We start from the raw sequence: 17,243 nt of genomic DNA on the forward strand, positions 1-17,243 counted from the left end.
AACCCCCGGGTATCGCTCAGTAGGCTGAGGGCATGAAGATCGCGCGTTTCAGTCACGACGACACCATCGCATTCGGCATCGTCGACGAAGAGGAGCACGAGCTCGTCGTGCTGAAGGCCGACCCCATGTTTGCGGGCTACGAGCCGACCGGCGCGCGAGTGAAGCTCACCGATGCGAAGCTGCTCGCCCCGGTCATTCCGCGTTCGAAGGTCGTCGCGGTCGGCAAGAACTACCGCGACCACGCCGCCGAGATGGGCGGGGAAGCACCGGCCGAGCCGCTGCTGTTCCTGAAGCCGAACACCGCGGTCGTCGGGCCCGGTGATGCGATCGTTCTGCCGAGGCAGAGCGAGCGCGTCGAGCACGAGGGCGAGCTCGCCGTCGTCATCGGCCGCATCGCGAAGAACGTCGCGGAGGCCGATGCCGACAGCTACATCTTCGGGTACACGATCGCCAACGACGTCACCGCGCGCGACCTGCAGCAGCGTGACGGGCAATGGGCCCGTGCGAAGGGCTTCGACTCGTTCTGCCCGCTCGGGCCGGTGATCGACACCGACGTCGACTTCGAGTCCGGCACGATCCAGACAAGCGTCAACGGCGAGCAGCGGCAGTCGGGTCGTCTCGCCGACATGGTGCACTCCGTTGCCGCGATCGTGGCCTATGCCTCGAGCGTCTTCACCCTGCTGCCTGGTGACGTGATCCTCACCGGCACGCCAGCCGGTGTCGGACCGATCGTCGACGGCGACGTCGTCGAGGTCAGTGTGTCCGGTCTCGGAACCCTTGCGAACCCGGTGCGCTCAGCAAGCTGACGCCGGTCGAGCCGCTGAGCCGGCGCCGTATCGAGACCACGGTTTCGGGCTCGCGACACGCCTCGCTGCTCGACCGGCGTGTCAGCGCCCGAGGGCGCTCGCGGCGAGTTCGACGTCTTCTTCGTCATTCCAGAGGTGGAACGCCGCTCGAGCGCGGCCGGCCCGCCCCGACGCGGTGAGCCCCGCGGCCGTGAGGGCCGCGAGCGCGGCACCGTCGGCATCGGGCCAGGAGACGATCGCGCTGTCGGACGCCGGGAGACCGAGTCGCTCGCGGAACGCGTTCGCGAGCCCGAGGTCATGGCGGCGCACCTGCGCCATGTCGAGCGACGCCGCGAATTCGAGTGCGGGTTCAGCGCCTGCCCAGGCATGCCACGCGGGGGAGACATCGAAGCGGCCGGCGTCGCCGGCGAGGTGCAGATCAGGTCCGTAGCACGACGCCCACGGGTCGGCGCCCGAGTACCAGCCGGCGGTGTGCGGCGTGATCTCGTCGAGCGCGCGAGCTGAGAACGACGCGAATGCGGCGCCCCTCGGCGCCGACAGCCACTTGTAGGCATGGCAGATGACGATGTCGGCGTCGAGGGCGTCGGTCGGCATCCAGCCCGTCGCCTGCGTCGTGTCGATGAGGAGGAGTGCGCCGGCGGCACGCGCGGCGATGGCGATGGATGCGGCGTCGGCGATCTCGCCCGTCGCGGACTGCACGAGCGAATAGGCGACGAGCCACGTGGAGTCGGTCACGGCCTCCGCGAGGGCGGAGAGCGGCACGTGGCGGAGCCGCAGGTCGCCTCGGGCGAGAAAGGGCCCGACGACCGATGAGAAGTCGCCCTCGACGCAGACGATCTCGGCGCCGATGGGGGCGGATGCAGCGACGATGCCCGTGAACACGGAGACCTGCGAGCCGGTGGCGATCTCGCCGGGGCTGCGCCCGAGCAGCGTCGCCGCGTGCGTGCGTGCCCGCTCGAGGGTGGTCGAGTAGTCGGCGCCGCTCGCGGTGCCGGTGCTCCAGCGCTCGAGATCGTGCCGTACGGCATCGCGGGTGACGTCGGCCGGCAGGCCGAGGGTACACGCCGCGAGGTACCCACGGCCGGCGGCGAATCGTGTGCGCGAGGGGTGCATCTGCCCAGTCTCGACCCGGCCGATTCATTCGACAAGCGCCAGTGCGCGATGGCATGCATGCCTTTTCGTTATGATTCGGGCATGCCGAATACCTCGATCGACGCCCTCGCCGCTGCACTCGACCTGCAGACGGTGCGAGTCGTGCGCCGGATCGCGGAGCACGGCTCGCTCACCGCGGCGGCCGACGCATTGGGCTACAGCCAACCCGCAGTGAGCCAGCAGCTGCGACGATTCGAGGATCGCACGGGCATCGCCCTCGTGGAACGGGTGGGCCGCGGCATCCGCCTGACCGAAGCGGGGCGGGTGCTCGCGCGGCACGCCCACGCGGTCGCCAGCGCCATCGAGGCGGCCGCCGACGAGCTGGCCGAGATCCAGGGGCTCCGGGCGGGCCGGGTCCGGCTCGTCGCCTTCCCGTCGGCCTCGGCGACGCTCGTGCCACGACTCATCGCGGCACTCGCCAACGCCCACCCCGGAATCGAGGTCACCTACGTCGAGGCCGAGCCGCCCGAGGCTGTGCAGGCGGTGCGCGCCGACCAGGCCGACCTCGCGATCACCTTCAGCTACCCGGGCGACCGCGATGATCCGCACCGGGCGAGCGCGCGCGGTCTCGACGTGCGAGCCTTCGGCGATGAGCCGATGCGGCTCGTGCTCCCGATCGGGCACGCGGCCGCGGCATCCGAAGTCGTCGAGCTCGAGATGCTGCGCGACGAACCCTGGATCGCCGGGTGTCCCCGCTGCCGTGGACACCTGCTCGAACTCGCGGGCGCGGCCGGCTTCGCGCCGCGCATCGCCTTCGAGACCGACAACTTCATCGCGGTCGAGGGTATGGTCGCGCAGGGTCTCGGCGTCGCCCTGCTGCCGGCGCTCGCACTCGCAGCGTCGCCGCGGCACGCCGACGTCGTCGCGAGGCCGACCGCGCGAGCCGACGTGCGGTCGCTGCATCTCGTGACCGCGCGAGGCGCAGACCGGGTGCCGGCGGTGGCAGCCGCCCTCGCCGTACTGGCCACGCTCGCCGCTCGATAGCATTGAGGGGTATGTCTGAGACAGCTCACCCCACGACCCAGGCCACCGGTAGCGACATCCGTGTGCGCTTCTGCCCTTCACCGACCGGCACGCCGCACGTCGGCCTCGTGCGCACGGCCCTGTTCAACTGGGCTTATGCCCGGCACACCGGGGGAACGTTCGTGTTCCGCATCGAAGACACCGATGCCGCGCGCGACAGCGAAGAGAGCTACGAGCAGATTCTCGATGCGCTCACGTGGCTCGGCCTCGACTGGGACGAAGGCGTCGGCATCGGAGGGCCGCACGCGCCCTACCGCCAGTCGCAGCGCGCCGACATCTACGCCGAGGTCATCGGGCGGTTGAAGGCTTCCGGGCACGTCTACGAGAGCTATTCCACCGCCGACGAGATCGATGCCCGCAACGAGGCGGCCGGCCGGCCGAAGCAGCTCGGCTACGACAACTTCGACCGCGACCTCACCGACGAGCAGCGCGCTGTTTTCCGCGCCGAAGGCCGCGAACCAGCTCTGCGCCTCCGGGTGCCCGAGGTCGACCTCGGCTTCGACGACCTCGTGCGCGGTGAGATCACCTTCCCCGCCGGCAACACCACCGACTTCGTGGTCGTTCGCCCGAACGGCGCCCCGCTCTACACGCTCGTGAATCCCGTCGACGACGCGCTCATGGGCATCACGCACGTGTTGCGCGGCGAAGACCTGCTCTCGTCGACGCCCCGCCAGATCGCGCTCTATCACGCGCTCATCGACATCGGCGTGACGTCATTCGTGCCGCGGTTCGGCCACCTGCCCTACGTCATGGGCGATGGCAACAAGAAGCTCTCCAAGCGCGACCCCGAGTCGAATCTGTTCCATCACCGAGATCGGGGATTCATCCCCGAGGGGCTCCTCAACTACCTCGCGCTCCTCGGCTGGGGGTACTCCGCCGATCGGGATGTATTCAACCGAGACGAACTCGTCGCCGCCTTCGACGTCGAGAATGTGAATCCGAACCCCGCTCGCTTCGACCTGAAGAAAGCCGAGTCGATAAACGGAGATCACATCCGCCAGCTCGACGCCGCGGATTTCGCGGCACGCACCGTGCCGTACCTCCAAACCGCCGGCGCCGTTTCGACACCGATCACGCCCGGTGAAGAGGCCCTGCTCATCGAGGGTGCACCCCTTGTGCAGGAGCGCATCGCACTGCTGGGCGAAGCGCCCGGCATGCTGGGGTTCCTGTTCAGGGATGCCGCATCGCTCGAGGTCGACGAGGCCGCCGTCGCCGCGCTCACCGCCGATGCACCCACGGTGCTCAGCGCGGCCCGGAATGCACTCGATCGGGTGCCGGCCGGGGAATGGACCCATGAGCAGATCGAGGAGGCGTTGCGTGCCGCACTCGTCGACGGCCTCGCGCTGAAGCCGCGCGTCGCCTTCGGTGCGGTTCGCACGGCGATCTCGGGCCGGCGAGTCTCGCCGCCCCTGTTCGAGTCCATGCAGATCCTCGGCAAGATCGACTCGATCGAGCGCATCGACCGACTGTCGGCGCTGATCGTCTGACCACGACGCGCGCCCGCCGCGTGAGCGCTGCTCAGTTTGGCGGGCGCCTCGCCGTAGGCTAGAGTTACATGTCGGCCGGGGACTTCGGTTTCCGCCTTTGGGGTATGGTGTAATTGGCAACACGGCGGTTTCTGGTACCGTTGTTCTTGGTTCGAGTCCAGGTACCCCAGCCAGTTTTTCGAGAAGAAGGCCCGGTCATCCGGGCCTTTTTTGTCTCCCGAGACCGCGCATGGATCTCGTCGGCCTGTGGGCTGGACATCGGGGGTGCGCTGCGCTTCCATTGAAGTGTCGGCACCGTTCGAGTCTCCCTACGGGCTCGATGGTGATCGTGAGATGCCGGCAGGAAATGGGTGAGCCATGGTTTCTCGGAACCTGCGGAATCGTGACTTCGAAGAGACGCGCACCCCGCTCGGGGTGATCGGCGGTTTCATCGGACTGATCGCGACGAGCGCCGCCGCCGCCATGCTCGTCGTGGCCGGAGTCACGCCTGCGCTCGCGACCGTGGGTATCGCAGCATCCGGAACCATCGGCATCTTCGACAAGCTGCCCGGCTACCTCGAGATCGATGAACTCTCGGAGAAGAGCAACATCTACGCCACGGGCAACGACGGAAATCCGGTGCTCCTCGCCTCGTTCTACGACCAGAACCGCGTCGAAGTCGGCTGGGACGCCATCAGCCAGTACGTGAAGGACGCTGCGATCGCCGGCGAGGACCCGCGATTCTACGAGCACGGGGGCGTCGACCTGCAGGGCACCGTGCGCGCCGCACTGAAGACCGCGGGCGGTGGGGAAACCCAGGGCGGGTCGTCGATCGCACAGCAGTACGTCAAGAACGTGCGCGTGCAGGAATGCGAGGGTGAGGCGCATGTCACCGCGCTCGAGGACCTGACGGACGACGAGGTCGCCGCGCTGACTCCCGATGAGCGATTCGCGCTCGTCGAGGAGGAGAAGATCGAGTGCTACGAGGCTGCGACCGAATCCGAAGGCAATGCGGGCATCGAGCGAAAGCTGAAAGAGATGCGGCTCGCGATCGGTGTTGAGAAGCGGTATTCCAAGAACGACATCCTGCTCGGCTACCTGAACATCGCGGGCTTCGGTGGCACGGTCTACGGCATCGAGGCAGCAGCGAACTACTACTTCAGCACCACGGCAGCGAATCTCACGCTCGCCCAAGCGGCCTCGCTCATGGCCATCGTGAACAACCCTGTCGAATTCCAGCTCGACCGGCCCGACAGCGAGACCAATGGAGCAGCGAACGGCTACGCGAGGAACCAGGGGCGTCGCGACTACATCCTGTTCCACATGCTCGACGAGAAGAAGATCACGCAAGAGGAATACGACGTTGCGGTGGCAACGCCGGTGCAGCCGGCGATCACGGAACCGAGCACCGGGTGCCAGACCGCCGGCGGATCGGCGTACTTCTGCGACTACGTGAAGAACATCCTGCAGACCGACCCGACCTTCGGCGAAGACGCCGCGACACGTATGCAGAACTTCCGCCGCGGAGGTTACGACGTCTATACGACCCTCGACCTCGACCTCCAGATGGCCGCTGAGAATGCGATCGCCCAGAACGTGCCGCAGACCTACCCCGGATGGGACGTCGGGAGCGTGATCTCGAGCGTGCAGGTCGGCACCGGGCGCGTACTCGCCATGGCGCAGAACAAGCGGTACAGCCAGGACCCGAACGTGCTCCAGAGCGGGCCGCAGTTCACGAGCATCAACTACAACACCGACTACGCGCAGGGCGGCTCGAGCGGGTTCCAGCCGGGATCGACCTACAAGGTCTTCACCCTCGCTCAATGGCTGAACGAGGGGCACTCGCTCGGCGAGCGTGTCGATTCCCGGCCGAAGGCGAACTGGGGCACCTTCCAGGACAGCTGCCACGGGCCGCAGAACACCGGGTCATGGAACCCGAAGAACGATGCGAACGAGGCCGGCGCCAACTACACGGCGCTCGAGTCGACGATCGGCTCGATCAACACCGGGTTCATCGGCATGGCGAAGAAGCTCGACCTCTGCGGCATCCGCAAGACCGCCGAGGCGTTCGGAATGCACCGGGCCAACGGTGCGCCGCTCGAGCAATATCCATCGACGGTGATCGGGACGAACGAAGTGGCACCGTTGAGCCTCGCCGTCGCGTTCGCGGGTATCGCGAACAACGGGGTCACCTGCAGTCCGGTCGCGATCGATCGCATCGTCGATCGCGACGGCAACGAGGTGGCAGTCCCGACCTCGGCGTGCACTCCCGCCGTCTCACCCGAAGTGGCTGCGGGTATGCACTACGCGATGCAGCTCGTCATGACGAGCGGCACGGCGACCGCCTCGAACAGCGGCGTGAACCCCCGCGTGCCGCTGATCGGAAAGACCGGCACGACCGACGGCAACAAGGACACGTGGATGGCGGGCGCGAGTTCGAAGGTCGCAACGGTCGCCGGCGTCGTGAGCGTGAACGGCGACGCGAACCAGCGCGCCATCTCCTTCGACAGCGGTCAGGCGGCGACCGCGCGCCACCGCATGTGGCCGATGGTCATGTCGGTCGCCGCGGCGAAGTACGGCGGCGATCCGTTCACGGTCGCGGGTCCGGGGCCGGTCGCACCGCCGACGTCGGCGCCGGCCGACTCGGTCGCCCCCGGGCCCGAGCAGCTGAACGGAGGCGACTCGGGCGAGCCGCCGGCCGATGGACCGAGGGGCGGTGGACCCGACGGAAACGGGCCCCCGGGGCGCGACGGCTGACGTCTCGCACGGCAGCAACTCGCTCAGAAGTCCAGCGTATCGCCGGGTTCGAGCGCAAGATACTCACCGTCACCCTGCTCGGTCGCCCACCCGAGCCGAGCGTCGGAGAGCGCCTTTCCCGCGCGCGAGAGCACCATCTCGTGCGTCGGGAACACTCGCTTCGGGCCGACCTCGACGACATAGTCCATCGCTTCGCTGATCTTCATCCACGGCGCTCCTGCCGGCGCGGCGAGCACATCGACGGGCACTCCGGGCACGGTGAAGGCGTCGCCGCCGTAGAAGAGCGCGTCGTTCACAAGCACTCCGAGGTTGTCGATGACCGGAATCGACGGATGGATGACGGCGTGCCGGCCGCCGAAGAATCGCAGTCGGAACGGCCCGACCTCGACCTCGTCGCCGGCTGCAACCGTTTCGACTGGGAAGTCGGCTGCCGCCGCGGCCACGCCTGCAGGCCCGAAGATGCGAACGCCGGGGTCCGCATCGACGATGCGGGCGAGTTGCTCAGGGGTCCAGTGGTCGTCGTGCTGGTGCGTGATCACGACGGCGACCGCGCCGGCCGACTCGGTGATGGGCGTCGTGAACTTGCCCGGGTCGACGTAGAGCTTGTCGCCGGAGTGCTCGACGACGAATGCGGCGTGTTCGAGTTTCGTGAGGCGCATGCGTCGAGCCAACACCGCGCGGCGTCGGCGCGCAACCCGGCGGACTGCCAGAATCTCCCCATGTCCAGCGCTCCCAGGCGGCTCCTCGTCGCGATCAATCCGGCCGCCTCGTTCGGACGGAATCGCGCCGTCGGGCCCGCGGTGGCGGAGCGGCTGATGCTCGAGGGCTACGAGGTGTCCGTACTCCGCGAGGCGAACTTCGAGCTGTTGCGCCGCGAAGTCGAATCGGCTCTCGTACTCGGCACCGATGGCGTCGTGGTCGTCGGTGGCGATGGCATGGTCTCGCTCGGCGTGAACCTGCTCGCGGGTACCGGTGTGCCGCTCGGTATCGTGGCCGCCGGCACCGGGAACGATTTCGCGCGGAGTCTCGGCTTGCCCCACGACGATCCGACTGCGGCGACCGAAACGCTCGTGGCAGCGCTGCGCAGGCCGGCGCGGCCGATCGACGCAGGGATCATCCGGCACGGAGAGCTGCGCACCTGGTTCGCCTGCGTCGTCTCGACCGGCTTCGACGCCATCGTCAACGAGCGCGCGAATCGGATGACCCGACCCAGGGGAGCGAGTCGGTACACGCTCGCCATGGTGCGCGAACTCGTCACCTTCCGCCCTCGCCGCTACGTGATCACGATCGACGGGGTGCGGCGGGAGCAGCGGGCGATGCTCGTCTCCGTCGCCAACACCCCATCGCTCGGCGGCGGCATGCGCATCGTGCCGCACGCCGACCTCGCCGATGGCCTGCTCGACGTGTTCATCGTGCATCCGCTGTCGCGGGCGCGACTCATCCGCGTGTTTCCGAAGGTCTTCGCCGGCCGGCACTCCGGCCATCCGGCGGTCGAGTTCGTCCCGGCGCGCGAGGTGCGTATCGAAGCCGACGACATCGTCGCGTACGCCGACGGAGAGCGCATCGGACCGCTGCCGATCGAGGTCGAGATCGCGCCGCGGGCACTGTCCGTGTTCGTCTGATTCCTCGCGCCAGCGCGCCCTGCGATCCGGCGGATGTCGCTGCGGCGCCGATTTTGCGGCGGCCCCGAAGCTGTGTCATACTCTTCAAGTTGTCAATTCGGCCCCATCGTTTAGCGGCCTAGGACACCGCCCTCTCACGGCGGCAGCGCGGGTTCAAATCCCGCTGGGGTCACGTATGTGACATGTGACAACCATTCGAATGCCCTCGCTTCTGCGAGGGCATTCGGCGTTTCCGGCCGAGTGCGCCGAGAGGCGCCGCGATCCGTTCGACGCTGCGGTGCGACATCCGCTCGATGTCGCACCGCTGCGTCGGTCAGCGACGGAGTTCGGTGTCGATGAGGTCCGGTGCGGTCGGGGTGCCGAGCCCGGGTCGCGCGTCGGGATAGGGCACGGCGACGCCGTCGTGCACCTCGTGCGGGCCGACCTTGTGGTACGACATCCGGTCGATCCAGGCGAGCGCGAGTGCCGAGAGGATGAAGACCGAGTGGATGATGACCTGCCACATCACTCCCTCGCTCGTGTATGTGGCGCCAGTCAGGTTTTCGGCGTCGTGCGTGCTGCCGAGGTCGCCGACCTCGATGAAGGTCTTGAGCAGGTGGATCGACGAGATGCCGATGATGGCCATCGCGAGCTTGACCTTCAGCACGTTCGCGTTCACGTGCGACAGCCACTCGGGCTGGTCGGGGTGGCCGTCGATGTTGATCCGCGAGACGAAGGTCTCGTAGCCGCCGATGATCACCATGATGAGCAGGTTCGCGATCATGACGACGTCGATGAGTCCCAGGACGGCGAGCATGATCGTCGCTTCGTCGAGGTGGCTGATGTCGGTGACGACCTCCTCGGCGAGATGCCAGAGTTCGACCACGAACACGACGACGTAGATCGCCTGGGCGACGATCAGTCCGAGGTAGAGCGGCGCCTGCAACCACCGGCTGGCGAAGATCGCGTACCCGACGAGGGCCGAGCCCGGTGTTCTGCGGTATCGGCGCTGCGTGGTCGATGCGGGCGGTGGCGTCTTCGTGGCGCTCAAGGTCTCTCCTCGGATCGGGGGTTCGAGTCTACGGTGCACTCGTTTCGACTAGACTCGCCGGAGCGAAGGGGAGTATCCCGCGAGGCCAGGCCTCGACCCACGATCGTCAGTACGAGCGCCGTTGTCGCCGCTCCGGGCGTGGGACCTGCGAACGCGACAGGGGGAGAGACTTTCGGATTCCGCCGTCCCCTGTACGTCCGAAAGGCACAACCTTGCTCGATCTGCCCATCTGGTTCGAAGTCGGATCCCTCGTCGTTCTCACGCTGATCCTCGTCGGCGATCTCTTGCTCGTGCTGAAGCGGCCTCACGTGCCCTCGGTCAAGGAGTCGTCGCTCTGGGTGGCGTTCTACGTCGTACTGGCGCTCATCTTCGCGGGCCTCATGTTCGTGCTCGGCGATGCGGAGCACGGTGGCCAGTTCCTCGCCGGATGGCTGACGGAGTACAGCCTCTCCATCGACAACCTCTTCGTGTTCGTCATCATCATGGCGAAGTTCTCGGTGCCGCGGAAGCTGCAGCAGGAGGTGCTCATGGTGGGCATCATCATCGCCCTCGTGCTGCGCGGCATCTTCATCCTGCTCGGTGCCTCGCTCATCGAGAACTTCTCGTGGATCTTCTACATCTTCGGCGCGTGGCTCGTCTGGACCGCGATCCAGCAGGTGCGCGACAGCCACGAAGACGACGACAGCGACACCTTCGTCGTGCGAATCCTCCGTCGGCGGGTCGCGATCACCGACGTGTACGACGGCGTCAAGCTCCGCACGGTCATCGACGGCAAGCGGTTCTTCACGCCGATGCTCATCGTCTTCGTCGCGATCGGCACGACCGACCTGCTGTTCGCACTCGACTCGATCCCGGCGATCTTCGGTATCACGCAGAGCCCGTTCATCGTCTTCACTGCGAACGTGTTCGCGCTCATGGGCCTGCGCCAGCTGTACTTCCTGCTCGGCGGCCTGCTCGAACGCCTCGAGTACCTCAAGTACGGCATCGCGTTCATCCTCGCCTTCATCGGGGTCAAGCTCGTGCTGCACGCGATGCACGTCAACGAGCTGCCGTTCATCAACGGGGGCGAGCACATCGAGTGGGCGCCAGAGATCTCGACCTGGATGTCGCTCGGCGTGATCCTCGCGGCCATGGCGGTTGCAACGATCGCGAGCCTCGTCAAGGCTCGCCTCGACGCGAAGTCTCGCGGAAACAAACTCATGGACGAGGTGCCCCACTTCACCGAGGACTCGCACACCGACGGACGCTGATTCTCTCCACAACGTCATCGTGACGGCGCCGGAGTTGCTAGCGTGGAGGGTCGGCGACCAGACGCACCGTCATGGTCGCCACCCGCTTCCCCAGTCGAACGAGGAGAACCGTGTCAGGTGATGGCGAGGGCGTCGTCGCCCTGACGCGCGGCGCCGCGCTCATCGCGCACAGTGCGCGAACGGATGTCGGGCGTGTGCGCAGCGTCAACGAGGACTCGTTCCTGGCCGAGGCGCCGATCTACCTCGTCGCCGATGGAATGGGCGGGCACGCGCGCGGTGACGCCGCGAGCCAGGCCGTCATCGAGACGTTCTCGCGCCATCTCGAGTTCGGCGTGCCGTCGTCTCCCGAGCAGGTCCTCGACGCGATCCACAGCTCCAACGAAGCAGTGCGAGCACTGAGTGAAGCCGGAGAAGAGGGCACAGCGGTGGCAGGCACCACCCTCTGCGGCGTCGCGCTCGTCGATGCCGGCGACGGGGCGGGCTTCCACTGGATGGTCTTCAACATCGGCGACTCGCGCGTCTATGCGTGGGACGGCCGAACCCTCGAGCAGCTGAGCGTCGATCACTCGGCCGTGCAGGAGCTCGTCGATGCCGGCCTCATCCAGGCCGAAGACGCGGAGCGGCATCCCGAACGCAACGTCATCACGAGGGCACTCGGTGCCGACGAGTTCGTCGATCCCGATGTGTGGCTGATCCCCGCGGCAGGGCGGCAGGTGTTCCTGGTGTGCAGTGACGGCCTCTCCAAAGAGGTCGATGACCAGTCCATCGCGCACATCCTCGCCGGGGATTCCGGCCACGCGGCCGGCCTGGCCGGCGAACTCGTCGACACTGCACTCGCCCACGGAGGCAGAGACAACGTGACGGCGATCGTCGTCGAGTCGGTACTCGGCTCCGATGACGACGACGACGAGACGACGCGCGATCGGCGCGGCAGACTTTCGAGAGCGGCCGAAGACACGCGGCCGCGAACCGCGGGAGGCGGAAATGGCGACGTACCGGCATGATCCTGAGGGCGCGTGGTTCGCGGCTGTTCGCGGTGGGGTGATCCTCGTCGTCCCTGCAGAGGCGACCGGCGAACTCTCAGCACTCTGGCCCGAGTTCGATGCGGGTGATCCGACGTCGCTCGTGCTCGATCGCCTCACCGCCAAGGGCCTCGCCGCGACGCCGCCCTTCGCGCTCGTCGTGCGCGACGAGGAATCCGGTTCTGCTCGAGTCGTCGTGCGGGGGCCCATCACCGTGCGCTCAGCGTCCGACGAGATCCACGACGCCGGTGTGTCCAGCTGGGTCGAACGGGTGCTCGACGGAGCGGCGGCCATCGAGGTCGTCGTCGGGAGCGAGCTCGAAGACGGGTCCGGGCCGCTGCCCGTCATCGAAGCCGTGGTGCCGGTGCGTTCGGTCGTCTCCGAGGGCGTCGAGCCGATCGCACGTCGGCTGCCGGACGCAGCTGTCGACTCGGCATCCGACGCCTCTCCGGTGCCGCCTCCCGCGCCGATCGTCGCGCCTGCTCCTGCTCCCTTCCCTGCTCCCGCCCCGGTACCTGATCCGCAGCCTGCGGCACCGGCACCGGTCGCAGCCACCGTCACGCCGCCCCTCGTCACGGCGTCCGAGCTCACCATGGTGCCCGACGAAGAGACGGTCGCCGGATCGGCGGCGGCATTCGAACCGGTCGCCCCGGTTCAGGAAGTCGACGGTGACCACGACGGCATGACGGTCGCGAGCGTCGACATCCGTCGCCTTCGCGAGGAGCGCGCCGCACGCGGCGCGGTGGCGACGCCGGCCGAGGGCACGCCGGCGGCACCTGCAGCACACGCGCCCGCGAGCATCAGGATGCCCGACGGAACCCTCGAGCCGATCGGGCACGAACTCGTGCTCGGCAGGGCGCCGAGCGTCAGCAAGGTGTCCGGCGGCCGCATCCCGCGCCTGATCACGATCGGTCTCGGCGACCCCGACATCTCCCGCAGCCACGTGCGACTCGCCCTCGAAGGCGACACGGTCGTCATCACCGATCTGCATTCGCGCAACGGCACCCATGTGGTCGCTCCCGGCAAGGCCCCGGTGAAGCTGCGCTCCGGCGAGCCGACACCCGTGCTCACCGGCACGGTCGTCGATCTCGGCGGCGGCTGGACCATCCAGGTGGTGGACGGCTGATGCGCCGAGCCCCGTCCACGCCGCCCGAGCTCTCGGGCTACGCCCCGCTCGGGTTGCTCGGATCGGGCGGCTTCGCTGATGTCTTCCTCTACGAGCAGAAGCTGCCACGGCGCAAGGTGGCCGTGAAGGTGCTGCTCGCCGAAGGGCTGGGGCGCGACACCAAGGCGCAGTTCGTCGCTGAAGCCAACCTCATGGCGCAGCTGTCGGCGCATCCGTTCATCGTGACGATCTTCCACGCCGACGTCTCTGGCGACGGGCGTCCGTACTTCGTCATGGAGTACTGCTCCGGGCCGAGTCTCGCCGAACGCTACAAGCGACAGCCGCTCCCGATCGATGACGCACTGCGCACCGGTGTGCGGCTCGCAGGTGCGATCGCCACGGCGCACGCCGCAGGCATCCTGCACCGCGACATCAAACCGGCGAACGTGCTGACCAATGACTACGGCTGGCCGGCCCTGACCGACTTCGGCATCTCGTCGAACCTCGAGGGCGAATTGCCCGTGCACACGGTGACGGCGACCACCGGCTCATCTGCCACGGGATCGGGCCAATCGGCGGTCGGCATGAGCGTTCCGTGGTCGCCGCCCGAGATGTTCGAAGACGAACCGAAGCCCGACACCCGTAGTGATGTCTTCTCCCTCGCGGCCACGGTGCACACGCTCGTCGCCGGACGCACGCCGTTCGAGATCGCCGGTCGCTCGAACGGATCGCTCGATCTCATCGGCCGCATCGAACGCGGCGCGATCACTCCGATCGATCGTGCCGACGTGCCGCGCAGCCTGACGGCGGTGCTCGCCAAGGGCATGTCGCCGCGACGTGAAGACCGCTACCCGAGCGCGGTCGAGTTCGCTCGCGCGCTCCAGCGCATCGAACTCGAGCTCGGCTATGCCGCAACGTCGATCGAGGTGCCGAACCTCGCCAGCGCGCGCGACGAGAGCGAGCCCGATGGCGACGATGCAACGCGAGCGCGTTCGGTGCGCACGGTCGATGCCCAGGCGCCGCGCCCTGTTGCGCCGACGGTGACACCGACACCGACGCCGGCACCGACACCGATGCCGACCGGCGATGGTGACGATGCGACGCGTGCACGGTCGCCGCAGCAGATCAACGCGCAAGCGCCGGCTGCCGCCTCGGTGCTCGACGACGGCACCGTGGTACGGGGTCGCGCCGCCACTGCGATGCCCGGCCCCGTGGTCGGTCACGCCGACGAGGCATCCGCTGCGCCAGGCTTCGACGCAGTCACGAGCGACTCGACGATCATGCGGCCCGCCCGCCAGGCGTTGCCGACCAGCGACTCGACGACGGCCGCTGATTCGCAGGTGCAGCGCCGCAGCCGCCTCGGCCTCATCATCGGCATCACCGCGGGTGTCGTCGTCGCCGCGGTGATCGGGGTCTCGATCGCGATGTCGGGCACGCTCAGCGCGCCGCCCGTCGTCGAGACCGATCGAGCGGGCGGTGAGAATGCGGTGGTCGAGTCGATCCCGAAGCCGGTCGTCTCGACCGGCGTTGCGAGCGCCGATGGCACGAGCGTCGCTTTCCAGGTCTCGCACAGCGACGGGGAAGAGGGCGATCGCTACCGGTGGACGCTGTCCGACGGATCCGGCGACCCGCAGATCTCCGAGGGAACGACGATCACCGTCGAGGGTGTCGCTTCCGGCGTGCGCACCTGCATCGATGTGCAGGTGCAGCGGGGCAGCAAGGTCTCCGATCCGGCCACGGGGTGCACTCCGTGAGGCCGCTTCGCGTCGAGTACTGCGGGGAGTCGTACACCGTCGATGTCGGAGCGCCGTTCACGATCGGGCGAGAATCCGACCTCACGATCGATGACAACCCGTACCTGCACCGAACGTTCCTCACGCTTTCTTCGGAGTTCGGCCTCTGGTGGCTCTCGAACGTCGGCCAGATCCTGTCGGCGACGATCTCCGACGCGACGGGCAGCGTGCAGGCTTGGCTTGCACCCGGGGCGAAGCTGCCGCTCGTCTTCCAGACCGTGCATGTGATGTTCAGCGCCGGCGCGACGACCTACGACTTCACCGTGCACGCCGAAGAGGACTTCTACAACACCTCGCTCACAGCGTCGTCGGCCGACGGCGGCACCACGATCCTGCCGGTGACGCTCACCTCGAGTCAGCGGCTGCTCGTCGTCTCGCTCGCCGAGAACGTGCTGTCGCAGCCGGCCGGCGGTCGTGCGATCGTGCCGAGTTCGGCCGAGGCGGCGGGGCGCCTCGGGTGGAGCATGACGACCTTCAACCGCAAGCTCGACAACGTGTGCGAGAAGCTCGACCGCATCGGCGTCGACGGCCTGCGCGGTGGTCGCGGCAAGCTGGCCACGAATCGCCGTGCGCGTCTCGTCGAGTACGCCGTCGCGACCCGCCTCGTCACGGTCGACGACCTCGCATTGCTCGACGCGGCGAACCGAGCGCCCGAGCGCCCGACCGACGACTGACGACCTCGCCACGGGGCAGTCCTCCCCATGCGGCGGGTCGGATTCTCCGTGTTACCGTGTACCCCGGTGTGGGGCCAGACGCTCGGTGCCGATCACGGGTCGACCAAGGTCAGGGAGTGGCGGTTTGGGTACCTTCACGTCGTGGGTGCGCACGCGCAAGGCTGCTGCATCGACTGTCGCGATCACGCTGCTCGCTGGTGTTCCGTTGACGTTCGCGGTGATGCATCAGGGTTTCCCGGTGACCGATGTCGATCTCGAGGCACGTGAGGTCTGGGTCACGAACGGCAAGGAGTTGCTCGCCGGTCGCTTGAATCGCCAGATCGAGGAGCTCAACGCGGCAGTCAACACTGCGTCGAACGCGTTCGACGTGTTGCAGGACGGCGACGATGTCTTCCTTTACGACGAGAGCGTCGGCTCGATCGAGCGCATCGATCCCGCGTTCACGACCCTGGGCCAGGGCGTCGCGGTGCCCCCCGGTTCCGACGTCGCGCACGGCGGAGACGTACTCGCCATTCTTTCCCCCAAGGGTGAACTCTGGGTCACCGATGCCGCCGGTGAGCTGCAGCTGAATCCCGCCGACACGAAGCCGACGGCCAAGCTCGGCGAGGGTGCCCAGGTCGCGGTGTCGAAAGACGGGGTGGTCTACGCGAGTTCGGCGAAAGACGATCGGCTCACGCGCATCGAGTCGCCCGGTACAGACCCGGAGTCGAGCGAGCTGCCGTCGATCGGTGAACATCGGCTGACCGTCGTCGGTGATGAGCCGGTGATCCTCGATACGGAGCGGAACTCGCTCATCGTCGACCGGTCGGTGCGGGAGTTGCCCGAGAACGCGTTGAAGTTGCAGCAGGTTGGTGCTGAGAACGATTCGGTGCTGTTGGCGACTGGTGACGGCCTGATGCAGGTGCCGTTGGGCGGTGGCGACATCGAGATGATGCCGGCCGACATCGAGACTCCCACGACGTCGCCTGATGAGGTGTCGAGTCCTGTGTGGCTCGACGGGTGTGCGCATGGGGCGTGGGCGGCGTTCGGTCGGTATGTGAATGCGTGTGATGACGGTGAGCCGTCGGCGCAGACGATCGAGCAGTCGACGAGGGGTTCGCGGCTGGAGTTCCGGGTGAACCGCAACGTGATCGCGCTCAACAATCTGTCGAACGGCAACGTCTGGCTCGTGGATTCGAACCTGCGGTTGGTCGACAACTGGGACGAGGTCACGCCGCCTGATGAGACCGACGCCGAAGAGGGTGATGAGAAGGCGTCGCAGCAGACGTTCGAGGACACCCTTGCCGAGCGGAGTGAGACGAACCGGCCGCCGACGGCGCGGGATGACACGTTCGGGGTGCGGCCGAGTCGTACGACGTTGCTCGAGGTGCTCGAGAACGACACCGACCCCGACGGCGACGTGCTGACGGTGACGAATGTGAGTGAGATCGCGGCGGAGTCGGGTCGGCTCGAAGTGATCGATGGTGGTCGGGCGTTGCAGTTCACGCCGGCTCCGGATGCTGCGGGCACGGTGTCGTTCCAGTACACGGCTGATGACGGTCGG

14 protein-coding genes and 2 tRNA genes are annotated in these 17,243 nt (G+C 67.7%); 13 read left to right on the forward strand and 3 right to left on the reverse strand.

Annotation, left to right across the window (positions count from 1 at the left end; translation table 11 throughout):
• Positions 1-32: 32 nt before the first annotated feature.
• Complete coding sequence (locus AC6CH0_RS11840; RefSeq protein ID WP_498100940.1) at positions 33-806, forward strand: fumarylacetoacetate hydrolase family protein; 774 nt, start codon at positions 33-35, stop codon at positions 804-806.
• An 81-nt stretch (positions 807-887) separates the two neighbouring features.
• Here AC6CH0_RS11840 and AC6CH0_RS11845 read toward each other — a convergent pair whose 3' ends face one another.
• The gene (locus AC6CH0_RS11845; protein ID WP_498100942.1) at positions 888-1,919 is read right to left on the reverse strand and encodes an aminotransferase class V-fold PLP-dependent enzyme; all 1,032 of its coding nucleotides are present in this window, start codon (positions 1,917-1,919) and stop codon (positions 888-890) included.
• An 81-nt stretch (positions 1,920-2,000) separates the two neighbouring features.
• Here AC6CH0_RS11845 and AC6CH0_RS11850 point away from each other — a divergent pair, with 81 nt between their 5' ends.
• The 4 genes from AC6CH0_RS11850 (at position 2,001) to AC6CH0_RS11865 (ending at position 7,204) form a co-directional block, all read left to right on the forward strand.
• Entirely contained in the window at positions 2,001-2,942 is a 942-nt protein-coding gene (locus tag AC6CH0_RS11850; protein ID WP_498100944.1) for a LysR family transcriptional regulator, read from the forward strand.
• A gap of 11 nt (positions 2,943-2,953) precedes the next feature.
• Complete coding sequence (gene gltX / locus AC6CH0_RS11855) at positions 2,954-4,468, forward strand: glutamate--tRNA ligase (protein WP_498100946.1); 1,515 nt, start codon at positions 2,954-2,956, stop codon at positions 4,466-4,468.
• Between the two features lie 98 nt (positions 4,469-4,566).
• A tRNA-Gln gene (locus AC6CH0_RS11860) sits at positions 4,567-4,641 on the forward strand.
• Positions 4,642-4,825: 184 nt separating this feature from the next.
• Positions 4,826-7,204, forward strand: coding sequence for a transglycosylase domain-containing protein (locus AC6CH0_RS11865; RefSeq protein ID WP_498100948.1), 2,379 nt, complete (start codon positions 4,826-4,828; stop codon positions 7,202-7,204).
• A gap of 23 nt (positions 7,205-7,227) precedes the next feature.
• On the opposite strand, the gene AC6CH0_RS11870 is transcribed toward AC6CH0_RS11865, so the two are convergent.
• Positions 7,228-7,863, reverse strand: coding sequence for an MBL fold metallo-hydrolase (locus tag AC6CH0_RS11870; RefSeq protein ID WP_498100950.1), 636 nt, complete (start codon positions 7,861-7,863; stop codon positions 7,228-7,230).
• A 60-nt stretch (positions 7,864-7,923) separates the two neighbouring features.
• Between AC6CH0_RS11870 and AC6CH0_RS11875 the strand changes: the two genes are divergently transcribed.
• Positions 7,924-8,826 (forward strand): diacylglycerol/lipid kinase family protein, encoded by a 903-nt coding sequence (locus AC6CH0_RS11875; RefSeq protein WP_498100952.1) that lies wholly within the window; start codon positions 7,924-7,926, stop codon positions 8,824-8,826.
• A gap of 99 nt (positions 8,827-8,925) precedes the next feature.
• Positions 8,926-8,998 (forward strand) — tRNA-Glu (locus AC6CH0_RS11880).
• A 141-nt stretch (positions 8,999-9,139) separates the two neighbouring features.
• Here the strand turns inward: AC6CH0_RS11880 and AC6CH0_RS11885 are convergent.
• Positions 9,140-9,856 carry a TIGR00645 family protein gene (locus AC6CH0_RS11885; protein ID WP_498100954.1) on the reverse strand — a complete coding sequence of 239 codons (717 nt, stop codon included), beginning with the start codon at positions 9,854-9,856 and terminating at the stop codon, positions 9,140-9,142.
• A gap of 212 nt (positions 9,857-10,068) precedes the next feature.
• On the opposite strand from AC6CH0_RS11885, the gene AC6CH0_RS11890 reads away from it, so the two are divergent.
• The 6 genes from AC6CH0_RS11890 to AC6CH0_RS11915 form a co-directional block, all read left to right on the forward strand.
• Positions 10,069-11,106 carry a TerC family protein gene (locus tag AC6CH0_RS11890; protein ID WP_498100956.1) on the forward strand — a complete coding sequence of 346 codons (1,038 nt, stop codon included), beginning with the start codon at positions 10,069-10,071 and terminating at the stop codon, positions 11,104-11,106.
• A 110-nt stretch (positions 11,107-11,216) separates the two neighbouring features.
• Complete coding sequence (locus AC6CH0_RS11895) at positions 11,217-12,110, forward strand: PP2C family protein-serine/threonine phosphatase (protein WP_498100958.1); 894 nt, start codon at positions 11,217-11,219, stop codon at positions 12,108-12,110.
• Complete coding sequence (locus AC6CH0_RS11900; protein ID WP_498100960.1) at positions 12,091-13,254, forward strand: FHA domain-containing protein; 1,164 nt, start codon at positions 12,091-12,093, stop codon at positions 13,252-13,254. Before AC6CH0_RS11895 ends, AC6CH0_RS11900 begins: the two co-directional genes overlap by 20 nt.
• Positions 13,254-14,987, forward strand: coding sequence for a serine/threonine-protein kinase (locus AC6CH0_RS11905; protein ID WP_498100962.1), 1,734 nt, complete (start codon positions 13,254-13,256; stop codon positions 14,985-14,987). The genes AC6CH0_RS11900 and AC6CH0_RS11905 overlap by 1 nt, the downstream gene beginning before the upstream one ends.
• Positions 14,984-15,700: a hypothetical protein gene (locus tag AC6CH0_RS11910; protein WP_498100964.1), complete on the forward strand. Its 717-nt coding sequence runs from the start codon at positions 14,984-14,986 to the stop codon at positions 15,698-15,700. Before AC6CH0_RS11905 ends, AC6CH0_RS11910 begins: the two co-directional genes overlap by 4 nt.
• 124 nt (positions 15,701-15,824) lie before the next feature.
• Positions 15,825-17,243: Ig-like domain-containing protein (locus AC6CH0_RS11915; protein ID WP_498100966.1), on the forward strand; the 1,419-nt coding region annotated here is incomplete at its 3' end.

The sequence above is a fragment of the Agromyces sp. GQ35 genome, from assembly GCF_059758475.1.